Raw genomic sequence first — 22785 nt, forward strand, 5'->3', positions numbered from 1 at the left:
ATTTATTCGCTGTCGGGCATGTTCAGCATGTGGCGCATGCGTTCAGCCTTGGTTTTCAGATAATCGACGTTGTCGTCGTGAACCCGGGTTTCGATGGCGATCCGGTCGTGAACCTTTACGCCCAGTTTGGTCAGTTCGTCGATTTTTTGCGGATTGTTGGTGATCAAATTGATCGAGCGTACTTGTAAGGCGCTGAGAATCAGCGCGGCGATGTCGTATTGGCGTTCGTCGGCCAGATGTCCCAGTTTGATATTAGCATCGACGGTGTCCAGCCCCTGATCCTGCAAATTGTAAGCTTGCAGCTTTTTCAGCAGGCCGATGCCACGGCCTTCCTGACGCAGGTAAATCAACACGCCGCAGCCGGCCTGCTCGATCAGACCTAGCGCCATGTCCAGTTGCGCGCCGCAATCGCAACGCCGCGAACCCAATACGTCGCCGGTGAAGCATTCGGAGTGTATGCGTACCGGTACCTCGTCCTTGCCGGCGACCTCGCCCTTGACGAAGGCGACGTGTTCCTTGTCGTCCAGACTGTTGCTGTAGTAGTGCAGGATGAATTCGCCGTGTTTGGTGGGAATTCGGGTTTGAACTTTGTCTTCTATGCTTGCTTTCACTGCGCGGGAAATCCTCAAAGTACGGCCAGGGGGCGGCCGGAATCGTCTCGATGGGCGGTTAGCGTAGTCTGGCGGAACCGACCGGCCCGAGGCGGGTCGGAACACGCTGGCTTAGTTCGGCTAAGCCCTTTGCCATCGGCTCGGCCGAAACGATGGCAAAGGGCTCCTGCCCACGGTGTTTGCCTTTGCGTTGGTAGGCGCGTTTATCGGCGAAAATTTGGTGTTTGTTGTAACGGTGGGCGAATTTCGCGACCGGGTTATGGGTGGGCGGTTCATGCAAACCCTTGCCCTGCTTTTGTTTTTTCATGCTTTTTTCTCCGTAAGCCATTAAAATAGCGTGTTATTTTAACCCTATTCGAGCGTGAATTGCCTGTGAAATTCCAGAAAGACTTTGATGTGATCGTGGTCGGCGGCGGCCATGCCGGCACCGAGGCGGCGCTGGCGGCGGCTCGCACCGGCGCGCAAACCCTGCTGTTGACCCAAAACATCGAAACCTTGGGGCAAATGAGCTGCAATCCAGCCATCGGCGGCATCGGCAAGGGCCATTTGGTGAAAGAGGTCGATGCGCTTGGCGGCGTCATGGCCAAAGCCATCGATAAAGGCGGCATCCAGTTTCGGATTCTGAACGCCAGCAAGGGTCCGGCGGTGCGGGCGACCCGCGCGCAGGCGGATCGGATGCTGTATAAACAGGCGGTGCGTTCCGCGTTGGAAAATCAGCCGAATTTGGCGCTGTTTCAACAAACGGTTTCGGATTTGATCGTGCAGGGCGACCGGGTGACCGGCGTTAAAACCCAGATGGGCTTGGAATTTAGCGCCAAAGCCGTGGTGTTGACCGCCGGTACCTTTCTGGCCGGCCGCATCCACATCGGACTGGAAAATTATAGTGGCGGCCGTGCCGGCGATGCGGCTTCGACCGATTTGGCACAGCGCCTGCGCGAACTCCCGTTTCGCATCGGTCGCTTGAAAACCGGTACGCCGGCCCGGATCGACGGCCGGACCATCGACTACGGCAAATTGCAAGAGCAGCACGGCGACACGCCGCTGCCGGTATTTTCGTTCATGGGCAGCCGCGAACAGCATCCAAGGCAAATCTGCTGTCATATCACCCGCACCAACCAGCAAACCCACGACATTATCCGCTCCGGTCTGGATAGATCGCCGATGTATTCCGGCATCATCGAAGGCGTCGGCCCGCGTTATTGCCCGTCGATAGAAGATAAGGTGGTGCGCTTTGCCGAGCGCGATTCGCATCAAATTTTCGTCGAACCGGAAGGTCTGACCACCAACGAAGTCTATCCGAACGGCATTTCGACCAGCCTGCCATTCGACATTCAGTATCGGTTTATCCGCACCATGCTCGGCTTCGAAAACGCCGAAATCGTCAGGCCTGGCTATGCGATCGAATACGATTTCTTCGACCCGCGCGATTTGAAAACCTCGCTGGAAACCAAGCATATGAATGCGCTGTTCTTCGCCGGCCAGATCAACGGCACCACCGGCTACGAAGAAGCCGCCGCTCAAGGTTTGATCGCCGGCTTGAACGCGGCAAGATTGGCGAAAGGTTTGGAAAGTTGGTGCCCCGGCCGCGAGGAAGCCTACATCGGCGTGATGATCGACGATTTGATCACTCGCGGCACCGCCGAACCCTACCGGATGTTCACCAGTCGCGCCGAATACCGCCTGCAGCTGCGCGAGGACAACGCCGATTTGCGCTTGACCGAACAAGGCCGGGAGCTGGGCTTGGTGGACGACGCCCGCTGGCAACGCTTCGAAGAAAAGCGCGAAGCCATCGCCAATCTGCAAGGCAAACTGGCGAAGAAATGGATACGCGCGGAAAGCGACGAGGCCGCGCTGGCCGAGCAGATCTGGGGCAAAAAACTGGTCAAGGAAGCCAGTCTGATGGAGATGCTGCGCCGGCCGGAAGTGGACGTCGACAATTTATTGCAGCATTTCAGCGACGAAGGCGACATCGACGAACAAGTCGCCGAGCAAGTGGCGATCCAGGCCAAATACGCCGGCTACATCGACCGCCAACAAACCGAGATCAACCGAACTCAGCGCTACGAGCATTTGAAGCTACCGGAAAACGTCGATTACAGTCTGGTATCTGGACTGTCCAACGAAGTCAGCGAGAAGCTGAAAAAACAAAGGCCGGAAACCCTGGGCCAGGCGTCGCGGATTCCCGGCATCACCCCGGCGGCAATTTCGCTGTTATTGGTGCATCTTAAAAAGAAAAGCGCCTGATGGATGCTTGCCGGGAAAAACTGCTGCAAGGCTTGACGGCCTTGGCTTTGCCGACCAGCGACAGTGAGATCGACGCACTGCTGCGCTTCATCCAACTGATGGTTAAGTGGAACAAGGCTTATAATCTGACCGCCGTGCGCGATCCGTTGGAGATGGTCAGTCTGCATTTGCTCGACAGTTTGGCGATTCTGCCGCATTTGAAACCGACCCGAATCGCCGACATCGGCACCGGTGCCGGTTTGCCGGGTATTCCTCTGGCGATTTGCCGGCCGGATTGCCGTTTTACGCTGGTTGACTCCAATTCCAAGAAAACTCGTTTCGTGCGACAGGCAGCGCTGGAACTAAAGCTGGGCAATGTCGACGTCGTGCATGCGCGAGTCGAACAATGGGCGCCGGATGCCGGATTCGATGCGGTGTTGACTCGCGCTTTCGCTTCGTTGCCCGACATCGTCGCGCTGACCGGCCATTTACTGGCCGAAGACGGTATCCTGCTGGCGATGAAGGGCCAAAATCCGCGCGACGAACTGGCGGGAATCGACGCCGAAACTCAACTGATACCGCTGACGGTGCCCGGCATAGACGCCGAGCGTTGTCTGATTCGGGTACAAGGAATCAAGCATGGCTAAGATTATCGCGATTACCAATCAAAAGGGCGGGGTCGGCAAAACCACGACCAGCGTCAATCTGGCGGCGGCCTTGGCCGCCACCAAGCGTAAGGTGTTATTGATCGACCTCGATCCGCAAGGCAACGCGGCGATGGGCTGCGGCGTGAACAAGGATGAGCTGGAATATTCCAGTTGCGAATTGCTGCTGGAAGAGGTGCCGGTCTCCGGCATCATTCTGAAAAACAAAGAATTGGGTTTTGACCTGATTCCCGGCAACGCCGATCTGACCGCCGCCGAAGTCAAATTAATGGGTGCCCAGCACCGCGAGCGGCGGCTGGCCGACGCCTTGTTGCCGGTCAAGGAGCAATACGATTACATTCTGATCGACTGCCCGCCGTCCTTGAACATGTTGACGCTGAACGCCATGGTGGCCGCCCACAGCGTACTGATTCCGATGCAGTGCGAGTATTACTCGCTGGAAGGCTTGTCGTCGCTGATGTCCACGTTGCGTAACATCCGCGACAGCGTCAACCCCGGCCTGCATCTGGAAGGCATCCTGCGCACCATGGTCGACAATCGCAGTCGATTGGGCAAGGATGTGTCCGACCAATTGATCGAGTATTTCGGTGACAAGGTGTTCAGGACCACGATACCCCGAAACATTCGGCTGGCCGAAGCGCCGAGTCACGGCGTACCGGTGCTGACCTACGATAAGGCTTCGCGCGGCGCGGTGGCCTATATCGCGTTGGCCGGCGAACTGATACGAAAACACAAGGCTGCCAAATCATGATGCAAAAAAACGCGGATTAGGCCGGGGATTGAGCGAGCTGCTCGGCGACGTGGTATCGCCGCCAGCCGGCGCCGAGAAGCCGCAAGACGTGCAAAAACTCCCCATCGAATTTCTGCAGCGCGGCAAATACCAGCCGCGCCGAGACATGGACCCGGAAAAACTGAAGGAACTGTCGGATTCGATTGCCGCGCAGGGCATCATTCAGCCGATCGTCGTACGCAAGACCGATGGCGATAAATACGAGATTATTGCCGGCGAGCGTCGTTGGCGCGCCGCTCAGTTGGCGGAACTCGCCGAGGTGCCGGTCATCGTCAAGGACATCGATGATCGCTCGGTGATGGCAGTGGCTTTGATCGAGAACATCCAGCGCGAGGATTTGAATGCGCTGGAAGAAGCCGAGGCCTTGCATCGTTTGCTCGACGAATTCGAATTGACGCATCAGCAGATCGCCGAATCGGTCGGCAAATCTCGGACCACGGTGACCAATTTGCTGCGTTTGCTGGATCTCGCCGGCGAGGTTAAAACCATGCTGGCGCGCGGACAATTGGAAATGGGTCATGCCCGCGCCCTGTTGGGCTTGGACGAAGCCAAGCAGGTCGAAATCGCCAACAAGGCTGTGAAACAGCATCTGACCGTGCGCGCCGTCGAGAAACTGGTGCGCGAACTGCACGACGAAAAGCCGGCCGTCGCCAAGAAGGTCGACCCGGACACCTTGAGATTGCAACGCGAATTGTCCGAGCGAACCGGAGCGAAGGTCGAGATCAATCACCAAAGCAACGGCAAGGGTAAGCTAGTGATCAATTACAGTAGTTTGGAAGAGCTGGAGGGGATTATCGGCCGGATAGGCTAACAACGAGCTCTATCGGACCGATTCGAGAGCCGCGCGGGCAGCGTGGGGGATCGGCTTGGCGGTCCAGGAGTGGGTCTGAGAGGATTGGTTGTCTTCAATCGGCAGATGTCTTGGACGAGAAGCTTTCAGTGTCGGGCTTACGCCATCGGACTGGTGAAATTGTAGGGTTCGCAACAAGGAATGCGTTGGAATAGTCAGGAAAACCGGCTTAGTTGTGCTGGCATGACAGTTGCTTATACTCCGAAAACCTAAAATCACAGATGATTGTTGTGGTTTCTGGGGGCCGGTTGGAGCGGGGCTTCCCAAGCCCTTACCTTGCTTTAGCGGGTAGGGCTGGATATAATCCCTCGGCTTAAAAGAAAAGGGGAAACGGATGGCAGTTGGAAATGCGTTTTCTACTGTCGGAAAAGTCTTGCTTGGACAGGTCCTGATGGCCACATTGGTGGCATCGGGATTTTTATTGATGGGCGCTTGGAAATCCGCGCTGTCGGCTTTGTTGGGTGGTCTGGTGGCATTGATACCGAATCTGTATTTTGCTTACCGGCTGCATCTTGTCAGACATGCCGGCGCCAGAAAAGTTGTGAATGCCTTTTATTCGGGTGAAACGATCAAATTGGCTTTGACAGCGGCGCTGTTCATCTTGGCGTTACAGATTCCCGTCATCGATTTTTTGATGCTGCTGTTGGGTTACATTGCAGTATTATCGGTATTTTGGTTTGCGCTGCTGACGTGGCGCATTTAGATTTTTGCGAGGAAAAATGGCTAGTGAAGGTGGCGCGACGGGTTATATAGTCCATCACTTGACTCCGCTGTCGGTTGGCGAGGGTTTTTGGGCTCTACATCTGGATACTCTGTTTTTTTCGGCCGTATTGGGTGGTTTATTTCTGGGCTTTTTTAAGACCGTCGTCGGCAAGGCAACCACCGGAGTGCCGGGCTTGGCGCAGAATTTCGCCGAGCTGTTGATCGAGTTCGTCGATACCCAGGTGAAGGACACGTTTCACGGCCGTAGCAAATTGATTGCTCCACTGGCGTTGACGATTTTCTGTTGGGTATTCCTGTGGAATGCGATGGACATGTTGCCAGTCGATTTGTTGCCAATGTTGGGCGGCTGGATGGGAATCCCCTATTTGCGCGTGGTACCGAGTACCGATTTGAATGGCACCTTCGCACTGTCTTTGAGCGTATTCGTGCTGATCTTCTTTTACAGCATCAAGATTAAGGGCGTATTGGGTTTCATCAAGGAATTCACGCTGACGCCTTTCCATCATCCGGTCATGATTCCGTTCAACCTGATCCTGAAAACCGTGGAAGAGCTGGCCAAGCCGATTTCTCTGGGTTTGCGGTTGTTCGGTAACTTGTATGCCGGCGAATTGATCTTTATTCTGATCGCGTTGCTGCCGCCGGCGATACAACCGATCTTGGGTTTTCCTTGGGCGATATTTCACATTCTGGTTATCACGCTGCAAGCCTTCATCTTCATGGTCCTGACTATCGTTTATTTGAGTTTGGCCCACGAAGACCACTAATTCATTCACTTTATAACTACTTACCTTTTATTAGGAGACACTATGGAAATCGCATCATTAATTGCCAATGTTCAAGCCTCTACCGCAATCGCAGTGGGCATTATTCTCGGCTTGGCCGCCATTGGCACCGCGATTGGTTTCGGTCTGTTGGGCGGTAAATTCCTGGAAGCCGCCGCTCGCCAACCTGAATTGGTGCCGATGCTGCAAGGCAAAATGTTTTTGATCGCCGGTCTGTTGGACGCGGTAGCGATGATCGGTGTGGGTCTGGCGTTGATGTTGGCGTTTGCAAACCCGTTCCTGGCGGCTGTTCAAGCGGTTGCTGGCTAATTGCAAGATTGTCGATCGGGGTTACGGCATAGCCTTACCTCAATAATCAATCGGGCAACGGTATAACGAGGAACATTCATGAGTATCAATCTAACCCTAATCGGGCAGATGATTACCTTCGCGCTTCTGGTGTGGTTCACCGAGAAGTACGTCTGGTCATACCTATTGGGCGTTTTGGAAGAGCGCAGAAAAAAGATCGCCGAAGGATTGGCGGCGGCCGAGAGAGGCCAAGAAGAAATCAAATTGGCCGAGAAAAAAGCCAAATCCATCTTGAAGGAAGCCAAGGAGCAATCTTCCGAGATTGTCGGTGCCGCTCAAAAGCGCGCCAACCTGTTAGTCGAGGATGCCAAGGACCAAGCCAAAAAAGAAGGCGAACGGTTATTGGAAGCGGCCAAGGCCCAAATCGAGCAAGAATTGCTGCAAGCCAGGGAAAGTCTGCGTAAGGAAGTTTCCTCGTTGGCGTTGCGCGCGGCCGAACAGATATTGAAAGAAGAAATCGACAAGGCCAAGCATCAGGATATTCTCAGCAAAGCAGCGGACCAATTGGGTTAGGCCATGGCTGAGTTAGCGACACTAGCAAGACCTTATGCCGAAGCTGTGTTCAAGCGTGCCAAGGAGGGCGACGCTGTCGCCGCATGGTCCGATTCGTTGGCTTTTTTGTCTTTGGCGCTGCGGGAACCGGCCCTGTCCGACATTTTGAATAACCCTAGAGTGGGTAAACAGAACATTACGAACTTGGTTTTCGACATTTGCGGAGACCATGTTCTGGATGAAGCGAAAAATCTGATCAAGATACTGATAGACAACGACAAGCTGTCGCTGTTGCCGCAAATTGCGACAATGTTCGAACAGCACAAAGCCGACGACGAAGGCTATGTCAATGTCGACTTGTACAGTGCATACGCGTTGAGCAAGGCCGAGCAAGGCAAATATGTCGCCATGCTTGAAAAAGTCTTGAACAAAAAAGTCAACGCTGCCGTTTCTGTCGATAAATCGTTAATTGGGGGCATACTCGCCAGAGCCGGCGATAAAGTCATCGACGGTTCCGTCAGAGGCCAGCTTCATCAATTAGCCAAAAGACTTTAAGAGTTAGAGCGGGAAAATAACATGCAATTAAATCCATCAGAAATCAGTGATCTGATCAAGAAGAAGATCGAAAATTTCGACGCCCACCTCGAAGCCCATACGGAAGGTACCGTGGTCAGTGTGACCGACGGTATCGTTAGGGTTCACGGATTGTCGGAAGTAATGCAAGGCGAAATGCTGGAGTTTCCCGGCGGCTCTTATGGCATGGCATTGAACTTGGAACGCGATTCCGTCGGTGTGGTCATGTTGGGCGGTTATCAAGACATCACCGAAGGCGACACCGTCAAATGCACCGGCCGGATTTTGGAAGTGCCGGTTGGGGACGCGCTGTTGGGTCGCGTGGTCGACGCGTTGGGTAATCCGATCGACGGCAAGGGTCCGATCGATACCGCCTTGAGCTCGCCGATCGAAAAAATCGCTCCGGGCGTTATTGCCCGTCAATCGGTTGATCAACCGGTCCAAATCGGCTTGAAAGCGATCGACTCGATGATTCCGGTCGGCCGCGGCCAACGGGAGCTGATCATCGGTGACCGTCAAACCGGTAAGACAGCAATTGCCGTCGACGCGATCATCAATCAAAAAGGTACCGGTATTAAATGCATCTACGTTGCGATCGGGCAAAAACGCTCGTCTATCGCCAACGTGGTACGTAAATTGGAAGAACACGGCGCGATGGATCACACCATTATCGTCGTGGCGTCAGCCTCGGAATCCGCCGCGCTGCAATTCATCGCGCCGTACACCGGCTGCTCGATGGGCGAGTACTTCCGCGATAAAGGCGAAGACGCGCTGATCATTTACGACGACTTGACCAAGCAAGCTTGGGCCTACCGTCAAATCTCCCTGTTGCTGCGCCGTCCGCCAGGACGCGAAGCCTATCCTGGCGACGTGTTCTACATTCACTCGCGCCTGTTGGAGCGCGCGGCCCGCATCAATGCGGCTGAAGTCGAGAAGCTAACCGGCGGCAAGGTACAAGGCAAAACCGGTTCGTTGACCGCTCTGCCGATCATCGAAACCCAAGGCGGCGACGTTTCAGCCTTCGTTCCAACCAACGTGATTTCGATCACCGACGGCCAGATCTTCCTGGAGACCGGTCTGTTCAACTCAGGTATTCGTCCGGCGGTCAACGCGGGTCTGTCGGTATCGCGGGTTGGCGGCGCGGCGCAAACCAAGATCATCAAAAAACTGGGCGGTGGTATTCGTCTGGACTTAGCGCAGTTCCGCGAGTTGGCGGCCTTCGCCCAGTTCGCATCCGATTTGGACGAAAGCACTCGCAAACAAATCGAGCGCGGCCAACGCGTCACCGAGTTGATGAAGCAAAACCAATACGCGCCGATGTCGGTTGCCGAAATGGGTGTTTCGTTATACGCGGCGAACTCCGGTTTCCTGGATAGCTTGGAAGTCAAGCAAGTCCGTGCGTTCGAAGCGGCGCTGCTGGATTTCATGCGCAACGAAGAATCCGCGCTGATGGCTAAAATCAACGAGAAAGGCGACTACAACGACGAAATTCAAAAAGGCATTCACAGCGCCATCGAGCGTTTCGTCAAGACCGGTAGCTGGTAAAGGGTCCGCACATGGCTGTTGGCAAAGAGATACGTACCAAGATCGCGAGTATCAAAAATACTCAGAAGATCACCCGAGCCATGGAAATGGTGGCGGCGAGCAAGATGCGGAAAACCAAGGACCGCATGCAAGCAACCCGGCCTTACGCAAAAAAATAGGTCAGATCATTCGGCATCTGGCCTATGCCAATCCGGAATATAAACATCCGTTCCTGATCGAACGCGAGGTTAAGCGGGTAGGCATTATCGTGGTCAGTTCCGACCGCGGCTTGTGCGGCGGTTTGAACGCCAACCTGTTCAGGAAGATCTTGGTCGAAATGCAGCAATGGCGCGCTAACGGCATCGAAGTCGATGTGTGCGCGATCGGCGGCAAGGCGGCCGTGTTTTTCAACCTGCTGAATGCCAACCTGATCGGTCAAGCAACCAAGCTCGGCGATACGCCGCACCAAACCGACATCATCGGGACCGTGAAAATCATGCTGGATGCCTACGAAGCCGGCCGGATCGACCAAGTGTTTCTGATCAGCAACGATTTCGTTAACACGATGACGCAGAAACCGGTGCTGCAACAACTGCTGCCGGTGCAAGTCGGCGAGTTGGAACCGGCTTTGTCCGGCCATTGGGATTATTTGTACGAGCCCAATGCCAAGGACGTTCTGGACAGTTTGCTGATTCGTTACGTCGAATCCACAGTGTTTCAAGGTTTGGTGGAAAACAACGCTTGCGAGCAGGCCGCCCGGATGGTGGCGATGAAGAGTGCTTCCGACAATGCCGGAAACATCATCAAGGAATTGCAACTGGTTTACAACAAAGCCAGACAGGCCGCCATCACCCAGGAAATTTCCGAGATCGTTGCCGGTGCATCCGCCGTTTAGGCCTTTCAAGACAAGTTTTAGATAGATTTTTAAAGAGGACGACATAATGAGTTTGGGTAAAATCGTTCAGATCATCGGAGCGGTCGTCGACGTGGAATTTCCGCGCGAAAACCTGCCGAAAGTATACGACGCGTTGAATGTTGACGGCGGTCTGGTTCTGGAAGTCCAGCAACAATTGGGCGACGGCGTGGTTCGCACGATTGCGATGGGTTCTACCGACGGTCTGAAACGCGGCGCCGGCGTCAGCAACACCGGTGAAGCGATCAAGGTACCGGTCGGCCAAGCCACGCTGGGCCGTATCATGAACGTCCTCGGCGACGCCATCGACGAAAAAGGGCCTATCGGCGAGAAAGAAAAATGGGTTATCCACCGCGACGCGCCCTCTTACGCCGATCAAGCGCCAGCCAATGAGTTGCTGGAAACCGGCATCAAGGTGATCGACTTGGTTTGCCCGTTCGCCAAAGGCGGTAAAGTCGGCCTGTTCGGCGGCGCGGGCGTAGGTAAGACCGTCAACATGATGGAATTGATCCGTAACATCGCGATCGAGCACAGCGGTTATTCGGTATTCGCCGGTGTGGGTGAGCGGACCCGCGAAGGTAACGACTTCTATCACGAAATGACCGATTCCAACGTTATCGACAAAGTATCGTTGGTTTACGGACAGATGAACGAGCCACCGGGAAATCGTTTGCGCGTTGCGTTGACGGGTCTGACCATGGCGGAGTTTTTCCGTGATGAAGGCCGTGACGTGTTGTTCTTCGTCGATAACATTTATCGTTATACCCTGGCCGGTACCGAAGTATCGGCGTTGTTGGGCCGTATGCCTTCCGCGGTAGGTTACCAACCGACCCTGGCCGAAGAGATGGGCGTTCTGCAAGAACGGATTACCTCGACCAAAACCGGTTCTATCACGTCTATCCAAGCGGTTTACGTACCGGCCGACGACTTGACCGACCCGTCGCCAGCCACTACGTTCGCTCACTTGGACGCGACCGTGGTATTGTCCCGTCAAATCGCCGAGTTGGGTATTTACCCGGCGATCGATCCGCTGGATTCCACCAGCCGTCAGTTGGACCCGCTGGTGATCGGCCAGGAACATTACGAAACCGCCCGAACCGTGCAAGGTATCTTGCAACGCTATAAAGAGTTGCGTGACATCATCGCCATCTTGGGTATGGACGAATTGTCCGAAGAAGATAAACTGACGGTGGCTCGCGCGCGTAAAGTGCAACGCTTCCTGTCGCAACCGTTCTTCGTGGCCGAGGTATTTACTGGTTCGCCCGGCAAATACGTGTCCTTGAAAGACACCATCGCCGGCTTCAAAGGCATTATCAGCGGCGAGTACGACAGCTTGCCCGAACAAGCTTTTTATATGGTGGGAACAATCGACGAAGCCATCGAAAAAGCCAAAAACATGTAACTCGGCATAGGAGGGTTCGATCATGGTAATGACCATCCATGTTGACATAGTCAGCGCCGAGCAGGAAATCTATTCCGGTTTGGCGGAAATGTTGTTCGCGCCGGCCGAAATGGGCGATGTCGGTATCGCGGCGCGGCACGCACCGCTGATCACCAAATTGAAACCTGGCGAAGTCAGGGTCAAGATCAGCGACAAGGAGCAGCACGCGTTTTACATTACCGGCGGCTTCCTGGAAGTGCAGCCGCATGTCGCCACGGTATTGGCCGACACCGCGATTAGGGCCAAGGACATTGACGAAGCCGCCGCCTTGCAAGCCAAGGCCAAAGCCGAGGAAATGCTGTCCGACAAGAGCGGTAAAATCGACTACGCCCTCGCGCAGGCCGAATTGGCCGACGCGGTCATGAAGCTACGGACTCTGGATAGATTAAGAAAACGTGGCGCGTAAGCTCGGAATCGCGTAAAAATACAGCCCGATGGCGCTAGACGTCATCGGGCTTTTTTGTTTTAGGAATCACGATGTCGATAAAAACCATAATACTCGCCGCCGGCCAAGGTACGCGGATGCGTTCGGCTCGGCCCAAAGTGCTACATGAAATCGCCAACCGGGCATTGCTGGAGCACGTATACCAAACTAGCCGCGGGCTAGAGGACAATCAAATCTTTATCGTCTACGGCCACGGTGGCGAGGCGGTTAAACAAACCTTGAATGCGTTGGACGCCACCTGGATAGAGCAAAAGCAGCAGCTTGGCACCGGTCACGCGGTACAGCAAGCTATCGACCATGTCGAAGACGGCGATACCGTCTTGATCCTATACGGCGACGTACCGTTGCTGAAAACGCAGACGATACAAACCCTGTTGCGCAAAGCCAGTCTGACTTCATTGGCGTTGCTGACCGTGACTTTGGACGATCCTACCGGCTACGGCCGCATCGTCCGCGACAAGGATCATGCGGTCATCAAGATCGTCGAACAAAAAGACGCCAACGAGGCAGAGGCGCAAATCAACGAAGGCAATACCGGCATCCTGGCTTGCAAGGGCAGCCAGCTCAAGCAGTGGCTGGCACGGCTGTCCAACAACAACGCCCAGAACGAATACTATCTGACCGACATTATCGAAATGGCGGTAGACGACGGTTTGACGATAGAAACCAGTCAGGCCGCCAGTGCCGACGAAGTGCTGGGTGTCAATAATCGCGCGCAATTGGCCCATTTGGAAAGGGTTTACCAACGCGAACAAGCCCAGGCGCTGATGGAGAAAGGCGTGACCTTGCGGGATCCGGCTCGCCTAGACGTGCGCGGCGTTTTCGCCGAGCTTGGTCAAGACATCGACATCGACATCAACGTGATCTTCGAAGGCGTGAACCGCATTGCCTCCAACGTCAAGATCGGCGCAAATTGCATCATCAAGAACGCCACTATCGGCGAAGGCGTGGAAATTCTGCCTAGCAGCGTCATCGAGGATGCCGAAGTCGGCGCCGGCAGCCGGATCGGCCCGTTCGCCCGTCTGCGACCGCAAACCCGCTTGGCCGAGCAGGTCCACATCGGCAATTTCGTCGAAATCAAGAAAGCCGACGTCGGCGTCGGCAGCAAGATTAACCATTTGAGCTATATTGGCGACAGCGAAATCGGCAGCAAGGTCAACGTCGGCGCCGGCACCATTACCTGTAATTACGACGGGGTGAATAAATTCAAAACCGTCATCGAAGACGGCGCCTTCATCGGCTCCGACTCGCAATTGGTGGCACCGGTCAGAGTCGGCAAAAACGCCACGATAGGTGCGGGTTCGACGATTACCAAGGACACCCCCGCCGAGCAATTGACCCTAAGCCGCGTCAAGCAAGTCAGTATCGCCGGTTGGCAAAGACCGGTTAAACAAGCGGGCCCTGAAACAGACAGTGCTCCGCACTCCCAACAAAGCAGTCGGCCGGAGAAATAATATGTGCGGCATAGTCGCGGGCGTTGCCCAACGCAACGTGGTTCCGATTTTGATTGAAGGTTTAAAGCGTCTGGAATACCGGGGCTATGATTCGGCCGGCCTGGCCGTCATCAACGGTGGCGAAATCTTCCGCAAGCGCGAACTGGGCAAGGTTAAGGGCCTGGAAGCGCTAATCGCCGCCGACCCGATCGAAGGCCGCATCGGCATCGCCCACACTCGCTGGGCCACCCACGGCAAGCCGAGTACCCGAAACGCCCACCCGCACGTCAGCAAGGACAGAGTGGCGGTGGTACATAACGGCATCATCGAAAATCACGACCACCTGCGCGCCGCGTTGCAGGAAAACGGCTACGTATTCACTTCCGAGACCGATACCGAAGTCATCGTCCACAAGGTTGCCGAAGAGCTGAAAGCTGCCGGCAATTTGCTCGACGCGGTCGGTAAAACCGTCAAAAGCCTGCGCGGCGCCTATGCGCTGGGCGTGATCGACTGCGAGCAACCGGACGTGCTGGTCGCCTGCCGCAAAGGCAGCCCATTGGTGATCGGCATCGGCATCGGCGAATACTTCATCGCCTCCGACATCGCCGCCTTACTGCCGGTCACTCAGCGCTTCATCTTTCTGGAAGACGGTGACGTGGCCGAATTGACCATCAACGGCGTCACGATATTCGACGAAGCCGGCCGCCGTGTGGTCCGTCCGGTCATCGAAAGCCAGCTGAAAGCCGACTCGGTCGACAAAGGCAAATACCGCCACTACATGCTCAAGGAAATCTACGAGCAAGCTTGGGCGGTGTCGGAAACCCTGGAAGGCCGTTTCATCGACAACCGCTTGCAGGACAATGCCTTCGGCCACAACGCGGCCGAGGTGTTCGACCAAATTAAATCGGTGCTGATTCTGGCCTGCGGCACCGGTTACCATTCCGGCTTGGTCGCTCGCTACTGGTTCGAAAAATACGCCCGCGTGCCCTGCGCTATCGAAATCGCCAGCGAATTCCGCTACCGCAACCCGGTCGTGGCGCCGGATACCTTGGTCGTGACCATTTCCCAGTCCGGTGAAACCGCCGACACGCTGGCCGCCTTGCAGGAAGCCAAAAAGCTCGGCGTCAAGCATTCGCTGGTGATCTGCAACGCGCCGGAAAGCTCGCTGGTGCGCGAATCCGAATTGGTGTTGATGACCCGCGCCGGCCCGGAAATCGGCGTCGCTTCGACCAAGGCCTTCACCACCCAGTTGGTGGCCTTGTTGATGCTGATTATCGCGGTCGGCCGCCGCTTCGAACTCAGTGCCGAGAAAGAGGAACACATCGTCTCGCAACTGTTCGCCCTACCCGGCAACATCGAAAAAGTGCTGAAGCTGGATAACGCCATCGAACTGCTGTCGCAGCGCTTCGCCGACAAGCATAACGCGCTGTTCCTGGGTCGCGGCACCCATTACCCGATCGCGATGGAAGGCGCCTTGAAGCTGAAGGAGATTTCCTACATCCATGCCGAAGCCTATCCGGCCGGCGAATTGAAGCACGGCCCGCTGGCCTTGATCGACGCCGAAATGCCGGTGGTTACGGTCGCGCCCAACAACAACCTGCTGGAAAAGCTGAAATCCAACATCCAGGAAGTCAGCGCTCGCGGCGGGCAGTTGATCGTGTTCATGGACGAGGACTTGGCCGAAAGCGACGCCGCAGACGAGAACGTACAAATCGTCAAAATGCCCAGCGTCGCCAACGCCATCTCGCCGATCATCTACACGATACCGCTGCAACTGCTGTCCTACCACGTCGCCGTGCTGAAAGGCACCGACGTCGATCAACCCAGAAACCTGGCCAAGTCGGTGACGGTGGAATAGCGGCGATTTAGACGGAACGGATTCCGAGGGGTTGAGGTTGGAGAAAGGGCTTGTCGAATCAATGTTCGGCAAGCCCTTTTTTATCAGTTACGATATATTTGTTTTTTTGAATTTCGATGAGCGAGATCGACCCGATCGGGCTGTTCAATGTAACCACAGCGGCAATTAATGAATGACAGCTTATTCGATGCTTTAGGAGTTGCCTTATCAATTGTGGACATTGGAATTTAATGATTCCTGCCTTAAATTTTGCCCCTCAGACTTAATAATCTTGAAGTCACTTCGACAGATCAAGACCCTTTACTAGAGAATCTATATAAGTAGACGATTTTATAGACGAATCGTCGTATCCAACCGTATAAAACCAGCGAGAAAACCTTTGAACTAAATGTTCCGCAAAAGGCGACGATAATTGCAAAACTTTTTTATCAGCTGTCGGACAATGAGCAAGCCGAAACGAGTAAACCATGTTGAAATCGACTACCAGAGGCTCGTCTAACCCAAATGCAGGGAATTCAGGTAAAAACGCTAACCCTTCATTTTTATTATTAACAAGGTTGCTAACTTGATTTTTTAAATTAGCATTGTTGCCGCTCCCTCTTATAAAGGTATTGAGCGGTAAAACAGTACAAAATACTAAATAGGGCAACTTAACAGATCTATTTGCATCCTCAACCAAATGACAAGTTCGATTCAACAACATCCAATAAGGAATTTGAGGGGTGGGTACTTGCTCAAAGTCCTGTTGCCTATATATGTCTCCTTGCCAGCGATGCTTATGATTAGGCGCTACATAGCACGGGGATTTTTGTAAATCTTCGGTCACTATTATTGGTGTCTGTAATTTACCAACCGTATGTTGAGGCACATTGCATATGAATTTCCTCAACCGCTGAAACATCATAATCATCCAAAAGCCGCTCATAATCGGATAAATTCGGTTCGCCAAGCCAAAAATCTAAAGCTCCTGTTCCTTGAGTTGAGTAAACCTGAACGAATCCGACAGATTCTTGTTGTGCACAATCCTTTTTGATCAGAGTGCCTTTGGTAGATTGAAACGTAATCGATTCTTGAGGACGAATTCGAGCTTCATTTCTTTTTAATATAACTTTCTCAGTTATCTGCTTAAAACGCCTTGTGGCAGTGTCGAACTTAATAACTGGTGAGCTGTGAAGAAACCCAGAATAGTGAGTCTGTTGTTTTTGAAATTGTTCGATCGTTAAAGCTGACATGTTTATTCCTCCCTCATTATCTGGAGCAACTCGTCTGTAACGGCCCACATAAATAAGTCAAAATGAAGCTCATTTAGCGTTGGCAATGCATCATGAAAAACTTGCTCTACTGAAAGCTTACCTTGTTCAACCAAATCGAAATCAAACGTAGCCTCATAAGAATTAGCTTGATCGAGAGCCTTTATTGAGTTTCGAAGCAAGCAGAGCTTGCCTTCCTTTTCCAATACAAGCGCTTCTTCAGCAATTTTAAGAGCGCCGTCATGCGCAAGGCCCGTTCTCAGAGATCCGAATAATACAGGGTTAAAAATTGCGTATGCCTCAGAATAAGATTGTGCATTTTCAATGATAATGGAACTAATCTTACGTAGACCAATTTTATTGATGTTCCATTCAGGCCCAAGCAGTTTCATTACAATGGAAACGTAATGATGTAATCTCTCCGAAAACGGTTCATAACCATCGTACGCATGATCAGAAACAACAATGTGCTGTGAAGTTATATTTATTTCTCTCCACGGTTTTTGACTAACAAATCGCAAACCAATTGCTTCTGCATTGTGCTGTAGAGTTTGTTCCTTATCTTGAGGCGTCGTTAATACATATTGTCCTCTAAATATTTTCCCACCTTCGACAAATCCTAACTTTTTAAAAGCATCATTAAACGAAGACTCCGCCGCCAGGATCGAGCTTGCAACCATCCCAGAAAGCCCTAACTCGCAGTGAACGCTATTTAAAAAATGCTTTTTGTATGTTTGGCGTTGAAAATGCTCAACGTTAACTAGGTTGTCCCGCATAATTGGGAGTTGAAGTCTCAAAAAATAAAAAAGGAGCTATATCCGCGCAGTGCGAACGAAAACATTTTTTTCGCAGAACGATATTAAAGCCCTGCTTAGTATAGCAACTTTACAGTTGAAACATTGACTTTTGAAACGGAAAACATCAAGCGGCGGCTGCGCTAGAAGAGCACCGAGATATAAATGATTGCGTAATCCTTAACCGCCCGCGAGCGGTTATATACAGTCTACAGAGTTCTCGCCGGAATAAAAAACACCCAAACTATCCAGTCTAAGTCTTTGATGTTTATGAGGCTGTCAATTAGCTCGGTAGGGTACGCACCGCGTACCACCTGGCTAACATATAAAACCACTCATTTTTATAAAAATAGCCTACGCTTTTGCTGTGCGGAGCGGCGCGGTCGGTGCGCGTATTCGGCAACTTTGTAGGAGATCGAGATGAATCAAAATTTGGTTTCGTTAACTTTCAGCGACGTGGCGTTGGCGGAGATCGACGCGGCTTTGAGTACCTTGGAGCGCCACTTCGCCGACTTATCGTCGTTGTCGCCCGAGCAGCGCCGCAATATTCTGAAGATGGGCGATAAGACCGAAGCCTTTTGTCGGCAGACCATGCTGCTGGCCGCGCAGAATAGCCAGGCGCTGCCGCCCAGTCTGAATATGTCCGAAGCCCAAGCCGATTTCCACTGCCTGGATCAAATCCGGCCCCGCTTGCATCGGCTGCGGGATTTGCTGGCGCGGGGCGACGATACCGATATGGCCTTGGGCAGCGACATCTACAGTTTTTGTCTGGATGCCTATGCCTCGCTGAAAATTGCCGGCAAGGGCGCGGCATTGGAAACGCTGCGCCAGGCCATGGCGGCGCGCATTAATCGCGGCGCCAAGGCGAAAGTCGAACCATCCGCCCGCTAAGGATCGCGGCGGAATCCGCGGCCGGACTCGGCCATGCCGTTAAGTTAAGCGATGACAGTCCATGTAAGCCGATTGGGGGGCCTATCGGCGGCGCGAGAGGCATCGAAGCCTGCGGCTGGCGTGAGGCCGGCCGTTACGCTTCGACTGGGCTTGGTCAACCGATTACTTAACGGTATTGAGCCACGGGGGACGGGCTGGCCGCTATTTTCTGCCGCCGATAATAAACGCTATTCGGGGTGGGCGTTTGGCCGCAAGCGTCGGCCTGTTTAGCGTAACCGCCCCGCTTTCCGGAAACCCGCTAAACCTAAGCGCCGGTCGCGCCCTGCCATTCGCGATCCCGGCCAAGCTATTGGCGCAAATGTCCCGGAGGAAAAGCCTGCTCGATGACCGAATCGGCGGTCGCTTAAGCCAAATAGCTGCAAGGCCAAGCCGAATCGGCCGAGGCGCCGGCCGATTCGGCGTTCGATTGCGGCACATCGCTTTAATCGCCAACCGATAGCGGTTCTCGTGCAAGCCTAACAGGGCATCCGTTGCACCAACGTGGTTCAAAAGTGGGGCTGGATAAGCCCGCGCTTGGGCCGATTTGCTACTCGGCCAAGCCAAGTCGCCGCAAGCTTGGACCTGTGTGCTGCTCGAGCGAACCGAAACGGTCCTCGCCGCCGGCAAATGGTTGTCAGCGCAAGCCTCGATGAAATCGAGGATGCCGGCGATACCTTGGCTTTCGGCTGAACTACCGCCGCCAGTCCGGGTCTTCTTGTTTTACGTTCGCAATGTCGAATCGACAAGGGGGAGGCCATGAAAACCATCCTATTATTGATCGTTGCCCTGTTCGCGGGCGGGGCGGCAGCGAAACCAACGGCCGAGCCGCCGTCGGCGGCGCATAGTCCATCGGTGCCGTATGACAGGGCTCAGGCCTTGGAGTCCTTCTCGAAAACCGTCCACGGCGGCATCCTGCATATCGTGGCGAAATCGGCGAGCAACGCCGAGCAGGTTCGGCGGATACAAGACTATTTGCGGCAAACCGCCGCCGAATTCCAAAAGGGCGATTTTTCGTCGACGGAACGCTATCACGGCCCGGACATGCCCGGTTTGGCGCAGATGAAAGCGGCCCAGCCCGGCGAGATTCGTTACGACTTTAAGCGATTGCCCGACGGCGGCCAAATCCATTTCTCGACCGAATACGCGCCGCTGCTGACGGCCCTACACCATTGGTTCGACGCGCAGATCGCCGAGCACGGTAGCGCGGCGTTGCCGGAGCACAGCCAGCACCACGCCACGCCGACCGAATAGACCGCGATTTGCCGGCTTTGTTGCTGGCGCTTGGGGGCTCTCGTTACTGATGTTCCCTTCGGCTCCGCTCAGGGAACGGACTCCATCTGCGCGGGGAATGTTCCGGATGTTTGGGAACGCGTGAGCCGCTCGGGGAAATTAGCCGTTGTTCCCTTCGGCTCTGCTCAGGGAACGGGCTCCGGCTGCGCGAGGAATGTTTCTGATGGTTGGGAACGCGTGAGCTGCTCGGGGGAAATTAGCCGTTGTTCCCTTCGGCTCCGCTCAGGGAGCGGACTCCAGCTGAGCGGGGAATGTTTCGGATGGTTGGGAACGCGTGAGCTGCTCGGGGGAAATTAGCCGTTGTTCCCTTCGGCTCTGCTGGACTCCGGCTTTCGGGCACGTGCGGCGCTGAGGTGCTCCAGGAACACGCCCCGCGTTCCCTGAGCGGAGCCGAAGGGATTCGAGTGGCAAGCGCTAGATTCTGATCGTTTTGCCAGTAACGCAAAAAGCCATGCGTGCAAGTTTCTCCGTCGTGGGTGCTCGGAAGCCGGCGTCCGTTCGAATCTAAAGGGCGACAACGACGCCGCCGTTCGGATTGCCGAGCGGGTAGGTTGCGCTTTGGCGACCTTTCGCGTTCGTGCCGCCCAATTTTTTGGCTTTGTCTGTATAATCGCCGCCAGAGTTGGCCGAACAGTCGCCGTTTCGCGTAAGCGAGAGGGAGGAAAGTCCGGGCTCCATAGGGCAGGGTGCCAGGTAATGCCTGGGAGGCGCGAGCCTACGGAAAGTGCCGCAGAAAATATACCGCCTGGTTCGAATCGAACCCGGTAAGGGTGAAATGGTGCGGTAAGAGCGCACCGCGCAACTGGTAACAGGTGTGGCAGGGTAAACCCCACCCGGAGCAAGATCAAATAGAGGAGCATTGGCGTGGCCCGCGCTGTTCCTGGGTAGATTGCTTGAGCGCTTGGGTGATCAAGCGCCTAGATGAATGGCTGTTCACGACAGAACCCGGCTTACAGGCCAACTCTTTCCCTTCTTTTGCAATCCGCAAAATATTCCATGACATCCAAGACCGACGAATTTTTCCGGAAGGCGGAGCAATTGATTGCCGCCGGCCGTTTCATCGACAGCAAGGGCTGGGTGCCGGCGACCAGCGGCAATTTTTCGGCCAGACTTTCCGACGGCAATATCGCGATTACCGTCTCCGGCCGCCACAAGGGCCGGCTGGAACCGGACGACATTATGTTGATCGACAGTCGCGGCCAGTCGCTGGACGGTAAGAAGCCGTCGGCGGAGACCTTGCTGCATACCTCGATTTACCAACGTTTTCCGCAAGTGCAAGCGGTGTTGCATCCGCATTCGGTCAACGCCACGCTGACGGCGCGCCTGTTTCAACACGAAATCGTGCTGGAAGACTACGAATTGTTGAAGGCCTTGCCCGGCATCGCCACCCACGAAACCCGGATCGTCGTGCCGATTTTCGCCAACGATCAGGATATTCCGCGCTTGGCGGCCAGGGTCGAGGCCTATATGGATGCCCACGGCGATGTCCACGGCTACATCATCGCCGGCCACGGGTTTTACACGTGGGGCGCGTCGGTGGACGATGCCTTGCGCCATTTGGAAGCCCTGGAGTTTTTATTCGATATTGAAATTCGCCTACATGGAGTAACACGCTTATGAGCGCTTTAACGATTTTTCCCGCCGGCCAACCCGATCAAGGCCGCACCTACCGCGAGTTTGCCGACATCGCCGATCGTTTGCGCGATTTAGGCGTGCAATTCGAGCGCTGGCAAGCCGAGCAAGCGTTCGGCGCCGATGCCGATAGCGACACGGTTTTAAGCGCTTACCAAGCTTCGATCAACCAACTGAAACGGCAATACGGTTTTCAGTCGGTGGACGTGATCAGTCTGAACGCCGAGCATCCGAACAAGGAGGCTTTGCGGCAGAAGTTTTTATCCGAGCACACCCACAGCGATTTCGAGGTGCGGTTTTTCGTCGAGGGTAAGGGTTTGTTTTATCTGCATGTCGAGGACCAAGTCCACGCGGTGTTGTGCGAGCAAGGCGATTTGATCAGCGTACCGGCCAACACCCGGCATTGGTTCGATATGGGCGAGCATCCCCATTTCAAATGCATCCGCCTGTTCACGACCGAGGACGGCTGGGTGGCCGAGTTTACCGGCGACAAGATTGCCGAGCGCTTTCCGACTCTGGATCAATACCTGGCGACGCTATGATCGAAGCCATCGTCACCGACATCGAAGGCACTACGTCGTCACTGTCCTTCGTCAAGGAGGTGTTGTTTCCTTACGCGCGGACGCATTTGGCCGATTATGTCGCCAGCCACGCCGACGAGCCGCAAGTCCGGACGTTGTTGGACGATGCCGCTCAATTGATGGGCGGGACGCCGGATCGGGCCGCGATTGTCGAACAATTGAGAGCCTGGATAGACGCCGATCAAAAGATTACGCCTTTGAAATCCTTGCAGGGCCTGATCTGGCTGGACGGCTACCGCAACGGCGATTTCACCGGTCACATTTATGAGGATGCGGTACGCAATCTTAAGGCTTGGCATGCCCAGGGCTATCAGCTGTACGTGTACTCGTCCGGCTCGGTGCAGGCGCAAAAATTGTTGTTCGGCCATAGCGATTTCGGCGATTTGACGCCGCTGTTTTCCGGCTACTTCGACACTCATATCGGCGGCAAGCGCGAAGCCGATTCCTACCGGCGTATCGCCGCCGCGCTGGGTTTCCCGGCCGATCGGATTTTATTCCTGTCGGACATACGCGAAGAACTGGATGCGGCTCGCGAAGCCGGCATGGCGACGCGCTGGCTGGTGCGCGAGCAAGTACCCAATCTCGATGCTGAGCATCCGCAAGTCGCCGATTTCGACGCGGTTCAACCCTAACCACG

General features: G+C 54.6%; 24 protein-coding genes, 1 other RNA gene and 1 pseudogene. 21 read left to right on the forward strand and 5 right to left on the reverse strand.

The features are described from left to right. Positions 1-2: 2 nt before the first annotated feature. Positions 3-611 (reverse strand): GTP cyclohydrolase II, encoded by a 609-nt coding sequence (gene ribA, locus ACP4CD_RS17370; protein ID WP_064028315.1) that lies wholly within the window; start codon positions 609-611, stop codon positions 3-5. Between the two features lie 58 nt (positions 612-669). Beyond that, a complete protein-coding gene (locus tag ACP4CD_RS17375; RefSeq protein ID WP_064028349.1) occupies positions 670-918 on the reverse strand; it encodes a DUF7230 family protein in 249 nt (82 codons plus the stop codon). A 65-nt stretch (positions 919-983) separates the two neighbouring features. Between ACP4CD_RS17375 and mnmG the strand changes: the two genes are divergently transcribed. The 15 genes and pseudogenes from mnmG to glmS all read left to right on the forward strand — a co-directional run bounded on the left by mnmG (position 984) and on the right by glmS (position 15671). Then, positions 984-2855: a tRNA uridine-5-carboxymethylaminomethyl(34) synthesis enzyme MnmG gene (gene mnmG, locus ACP4CD_RS17380; RefSeq protein ID WP_426994704.1), complete on the forward strand. Its 1872-nt coding sequence runs from the start codon at positions 984-986 to the stop codon at positions 2853-2855. Then, a complete protein-coding gene (gene rsmG, locus ACP4CD_RS17385) occupies positions 2855-3481 on the forward strand; it encodes a 16S rRNA (guanine(527)-N(7))-methyltransferase RsmG (RefSeq protein WP_064028311.1) in 627 nt (208 codons plus the stop codon). The genes mnmG and rsmG overlap by 1 nt, the downstream gene beginning before the upstream one ends. Then, complete coding sequence (locus ACP4CD_RS17390) at positions 3474-4250, forward strand: ParA family protein (RefSeq protein ID WP_071160760.1); 777 nt, start codon at positions 3474-3476, stop codon at positions 4248-4250. Before rsmG ends, ACP4CD_RS17390 begins: the two co-directional genes overlap by 8 nt. A 28-nt stretch (positions 4251-4278) precedes the next feature. Beyond that, on the forward strand, positions 4279-5100 hold the full coding sequence (locus tag ACP4CD_RS17395; protein ID WP_426991836.1) for a ParB/RepB/Spo0J family partition protein: 822 nt from the start codon (positions 4279-4281) through the stop codon (positions 5098-5100). A gap of 373 nt (positions 5101-5473) precedes the next feature. Next, entirely contained in the window at positions 5474-5842 is a 369-nt protein-coding gene (locus ACP4CD_RS17400; RefSeq protein WP_071160758.1) for an ATP synthase subunit I, read from the forward strand. A 16-nt stretch (positions 5843-5858) separates the two neighbouring features. Continuing rightward, the gene (gene atpB / locus ACP4CD_RS17405) at positions 5859-6626 is read left to right on the forward strand and encodes a F0F1 ATP synthase subunit A (RefSeq protein ID WP_064028303.1); all 768 of its coding nucleotides are present in this window, start codon (positions 5859-5861) and stop codon (positions 6624-6626) included. 42 nt (positions 6627-6668) lie between these two features. After that, complete coding sequence (gene atpE, locus ACP4CD_RS17410; protein WP_064028301.1) at positions 6669-6953, forward strand: F0F1 ATP synthase subunit C; 285 nt, start codon at positions 6669-6671, stop codon at positions 6951-6953. 78 nt (positions 6954-7031) lie between these two features. Further along, on the forward strand, positions 7032-7505 hold the full coding sequence (locus ACP4CD_RS17415) for a F0F1 ATP synthase subunit B (protein WP_064028299.1): 474 nt from the start codon (positions 7032-7034) through the stop codon (positions 7503-7505). A gap of 3 nt (positions 7506-7508) precedes the next feature. After that, on the forward strand, positions 7509-8039 hold the full coding sequence (locus tag ACP4CD_RS17420) for a F0F1 ATP synthase subunit delta (protein WP_064028297.1): 531 nt from the start codon (positions 7509-7511) through the stop codon (positions 8037-8039). Between the two features lie 21 nt (positions 8040-8060). Beyond that, entirely contained in the window at positions 8061-9602 is a 1542-nt protein-coding gene (atpA, locus tag ACP4CD_RS17425) for a F0F1 ATP synthase subunit alpha (RefSeq protein WP_064028295.1), read from the forward strand. Positions 9603-9613: 11 nt separating this feature from the next. Further along, positions 9614-10476: pseudogene (atpG, locus tag ACP4CD_RS17430) on the forward strand (F0F1 ATP synthase subunit gamma). Positions 10477-10522: 46 nt separating this feature from the next. After that, positions 10523-11896 (forward strand): F0F1 ATP synthase subunit beta, encoded by a 1374-nt coding sequence (gene atpD, locus ACP4CD_RS17435; RefSeq protein WP_064028291.1) that lies wholly within the window; start codon positions 10523-10525, stop codon positions 11894-11896. A gap of 22 nt (positions 11897-11918) precedes the next feature. Continuing rightward, positions 11919-12341 carry a F0F1 ATP synthase subunit epsilon gene (locus ACP4CD_RS17440; protein ID WP_064028288.1) on the forward strand — a complete coding sequence of 141 codons (423 nt, stop codon included), beginning with the start codon at positions 11919-11921 and terminating at the stop codon, positions 12339-12341. A gap of 71 nt (positions 12342-12412) precedes the next feature. Then, positions 12413-13834, forward strand: coding sequence for a bifunctional UDP-N-acetylglucosamine diphosphorylase/glucosamine-1-phosphate N-acetyltransferase GlmU (glmU, locus tag ACP4CD_RS17445; protein ID WP_426991837.1), 1422 nt, complete (start codon positions 12413-12415; stop codon positions 13832-13834). 1 nt (position 13835) lies between these two features. Then, on the forward strand, positions 13836-15671 hold the full coding sequence (glmS, locus tag ACP4CD_RS17450; protein WP_426991839.1) for a glutamine--fructose-6-phosphate transaminase (isomerizing): 1836 nt from the start codon (positions 13836-13838) through the stop codon (positions 15669-15671). Between the two features lie 277 nt (positions 15672-15948). On the opposite strand, the gene ACP4CD_RS17455 is transcribed toward glmS, so the two are convergent. Genes ACP4CD_RS17455 through ACP4CD_RS17465 form a run of 3 tightly spaced genes read right to left on the reverse strand, consistent with a single transcriptional unit; the run spans position 15949 to position 17697 of the window. Further along, on the reverse strand, positions 15949-16497 hold the full coding sequence (locus ACP4CD_RS17455; protein WP_426991840.1) for a hypothetical protein: 549 nt from the start codon (positions 16495-16497) through the stop codon (positions 15949-15951). A gap of 19 nt (positions 16498-16516) precedes the next feature. Continuing rightward, the gene (locus tag ACP4CD_RS17460) at positions 16517-16903 is read right to left on the reverse strand and encodes a hypothetical protein (protein WP_426991842.1); all 387 of its coding nucleotides are present in this window, start codon (positions 16901-16903) and stop codon (positions 16517-16519) included. Between the two features lie 2 nt (positions 16904-16905). Next, the gene (locus tag ACP4CD_RS17465; RefSeq protein WP_426991843.1) at positions 16906-17697 is read right to left on the reverse strand and encodes a TIGR04255 family protein; all 792 of its coding nucleotides are present in this window, start codon (positions 17695-17697) and stop codon (positions 16906-16908) included. A gap of 438 nt (positions 17698-18135) precedes the next feature. On the opposite strand from ACP4CD_RS17465, the gene ACP4CD_RS17470 reads away from it, so the two are divergent. The 6 genes from ACP4CD_RS17470 (at position 18136) to mtnC (ending at position 22780) form a co-directional block, all read left to right on the forward strand. Beyond that, positions 18136-18606, forward strand: a complete 471-nt coding sequence (locus ACP4CD_RS17470) for a hypothetical protein (protein ID WP_426991844.1) — start codon at positions 18136-18138, stop codon at positions 18604-18606. Between the two features lie 795 nt (positions 18607-19401). Then, on the forward strand, positions 19402-19896 hold the full coding sequence (locus ACP4CD_RS17475; RefSeq protein WP_071160750.1) for an aspartate carbamoyltransferase: 495 nt from the start codon (positions 19402-19404) through the stop codon (positions 19894-19896). A 657-nt stretch (positions 19897-20553) separates the two neighbouring features. Further along, positions 20554-20904, forward strand: an RNA gene (gene rnpB, locus ACP4CD_RS17480) — RNase P RNA component class A. Between the two features lie 27 nt (positions 20905-20931). Further along, complete coding sequence (locus ACP4CD_RS17485) at positions 20932-21555, forward strand: methylthioribulose 1-phosphate dehydratase (protein WP_083386211.1); 624 nt, start codon at positions 20932-20934, stop codon at positions 21553-21555. Further along, positions 21552-22109 carry a 1,2-dihydroxy-3-keto-5-methylthiopentene dioxygenase gene (locus tag ACP4CD_RS17490; protein WP_426991845.1) on the forward strand — a complete coding sequence of 186 codons (558 nt, stop codon included), beginning with the start codon at positions 21552-21554 and terminating at the stop codon, positions 22107-22109. The genes ACP4CD_RS17485 and ACP4CD_RS17490 overlap by 4 nt, the downstream gene beginning before the upstream one ends. Then, a complete protein-coding gene (gene mtnC / locus ACP4CD_RS17495; protein ID WP_426991846.1) occupies positions 22106-22780 on the forward strand; it encodes an acireductone synthase in 675 nt (224 codons plus the stop codon). The genes ACP4CD_RS17490 and mtnC overlap by 4 nt, the downstream gene beginning before the upstream one ends. Positions 22781-22785: the final 5 nt, after the last annotated feature.

The sequence above is a fragment of the Methylomonas stagni genome (assembly GCF_050154735.1).
Taxonomy (GTDB): Bacteria; Pseudomonadota; Gammaproteobacteria; order Methylococcales; family Methylomonadaceae; genus Methylomonas; species Methylomonas koyamae_A.

Coding starts and splice junctions, on each gene's coding strand:
- ACP4CD_RS17375 (WP_064028349.1), bottom strand. CDS start 918: ATGAAAAAACAAAAGCAGGGCAAGGGTTTGCATGAACCGCCCACCCAT.
- rsmG (WP_064028311.1), top strand. CDS start 2,855: ATGGATGCTTGCCGGGAAAAACTGCTGCAAGGCTTGACGGCCTTGGCT.
- ACP4CD_RS17390 (WP_071160760.1), top strand. CDS start 3,474: ATGGCTAAGATTATCGCGATTACCAATCAAAAGGGCGGGGTCGGCAAA.
- ACP4CD_RS17400 (WP_071160758.1), top strand. CDS start 5,474: ATGGCAGTTGGAAATGCGTTTTCTACTGTCGGAAAAGTCTTGCTTGGA.
- atpB (WP_064028303.1), top strand. CDS start 5,859: ATGGCTAGTGAAGGTGGCGCGACGGGTTATATAGTCCATCACTTGACT.
- atpE (WP_064028301.1), top strand. CDS start 6,669: ATGGAAATCGCATCATTAATTGCCAATGTTCAAGCCTCTACCGCAATC.
- ACP4CD_RS17415 (WP_064028299.1), top strand. CDS start 7,032: ATGAGTATCAATCTAACCCTAATCGGGCAGATGATTACCTTCGCGCTT.
- ACP4CD_RS17420 (WP_064028297.1), top strand. CDS start 7,509: ATGGCTGAGTTAGCGACACTAGCAAGACCTTATGCCGAAGCTGTGTTC.
- atpA (WP_064028295.1), top strand. CDS start 8,061: ATGCAATTAAATCCATCAGAAATCAGTGATCTGATCAAGAAGAAGATC.
- atpD (WP_064028291.1), top strand. CDS start 10,523: ATGAGTTTGGGTAAAATCGTTCAGATCATCGGAGCGGTCGTCGACGTG.
- ACP4CD_RS17440 (WP_064028288.1), top strand. CDS start 11,919: ATGGTAATGACCATCCATGTTGACATAGTCAGCGCCGAGCAGGAAATC.
- glmU (WP_426991837.1), top strand. CDS start 12,413: ATGTCGATAAAAACCATAATACTCGCCGCCGGCCAAGGTACGCGGATG.
- glmS (WP_426991839.1), top strand. CDS start 13,836: ATGTGCGGCATAGTCGCGGGCGTTGCCCAACGCAACGTGGTTCCGATT.
- ACP4CD_RS17460 (WP_426991842.1), bottom strand. CDS start 16,903: ATGTCAGCTTTAACGATCGAACAATTTCAAAAACAACAGACTCACTAT.
- ACP4CD_RS17465 (WP_426991843.1), bottom strand. CDS start 17,697: ATGCGGGACAACCTAGTTAACGTTGAGCATTTTCAACGCCAAACATAC.
- ACP4CD_RS17470 (WP_426991844.1), top strand. CDS start 18,136: ATGAATCAAAATTTGGTTTCGTTAACTTTCAGCGACGTGGCGTTGGCG.
- ACP4CD_RS17475 (WP_071160750.1), top strand. CDS start 19,402: ATGAAAACCATCCTATTATTGATCGTTGCCCTGTTCGCGGGCGGGGCG.
- ACP4CD_RS17485 (WP_083386211.1), top strand. CDS start 20,932: ATGACATCCAAGACCGACGAATTTTTCCGGAAGGCGGAGCAATTGATT.
- ACP4CD_RS17490 (WP_426991845.1), top strand. CDS start 21,552: ATGAGCGCTTTAACGATTTTTCCCGCCGGCCAACCCGATCAAGGCCGC.
- mtnC (WP_426991846.1), top strand. CDS start 22,106: ATGATCGAAGCCATCGTCACCGACATCGAAGGCACTACGTCGTCACTG.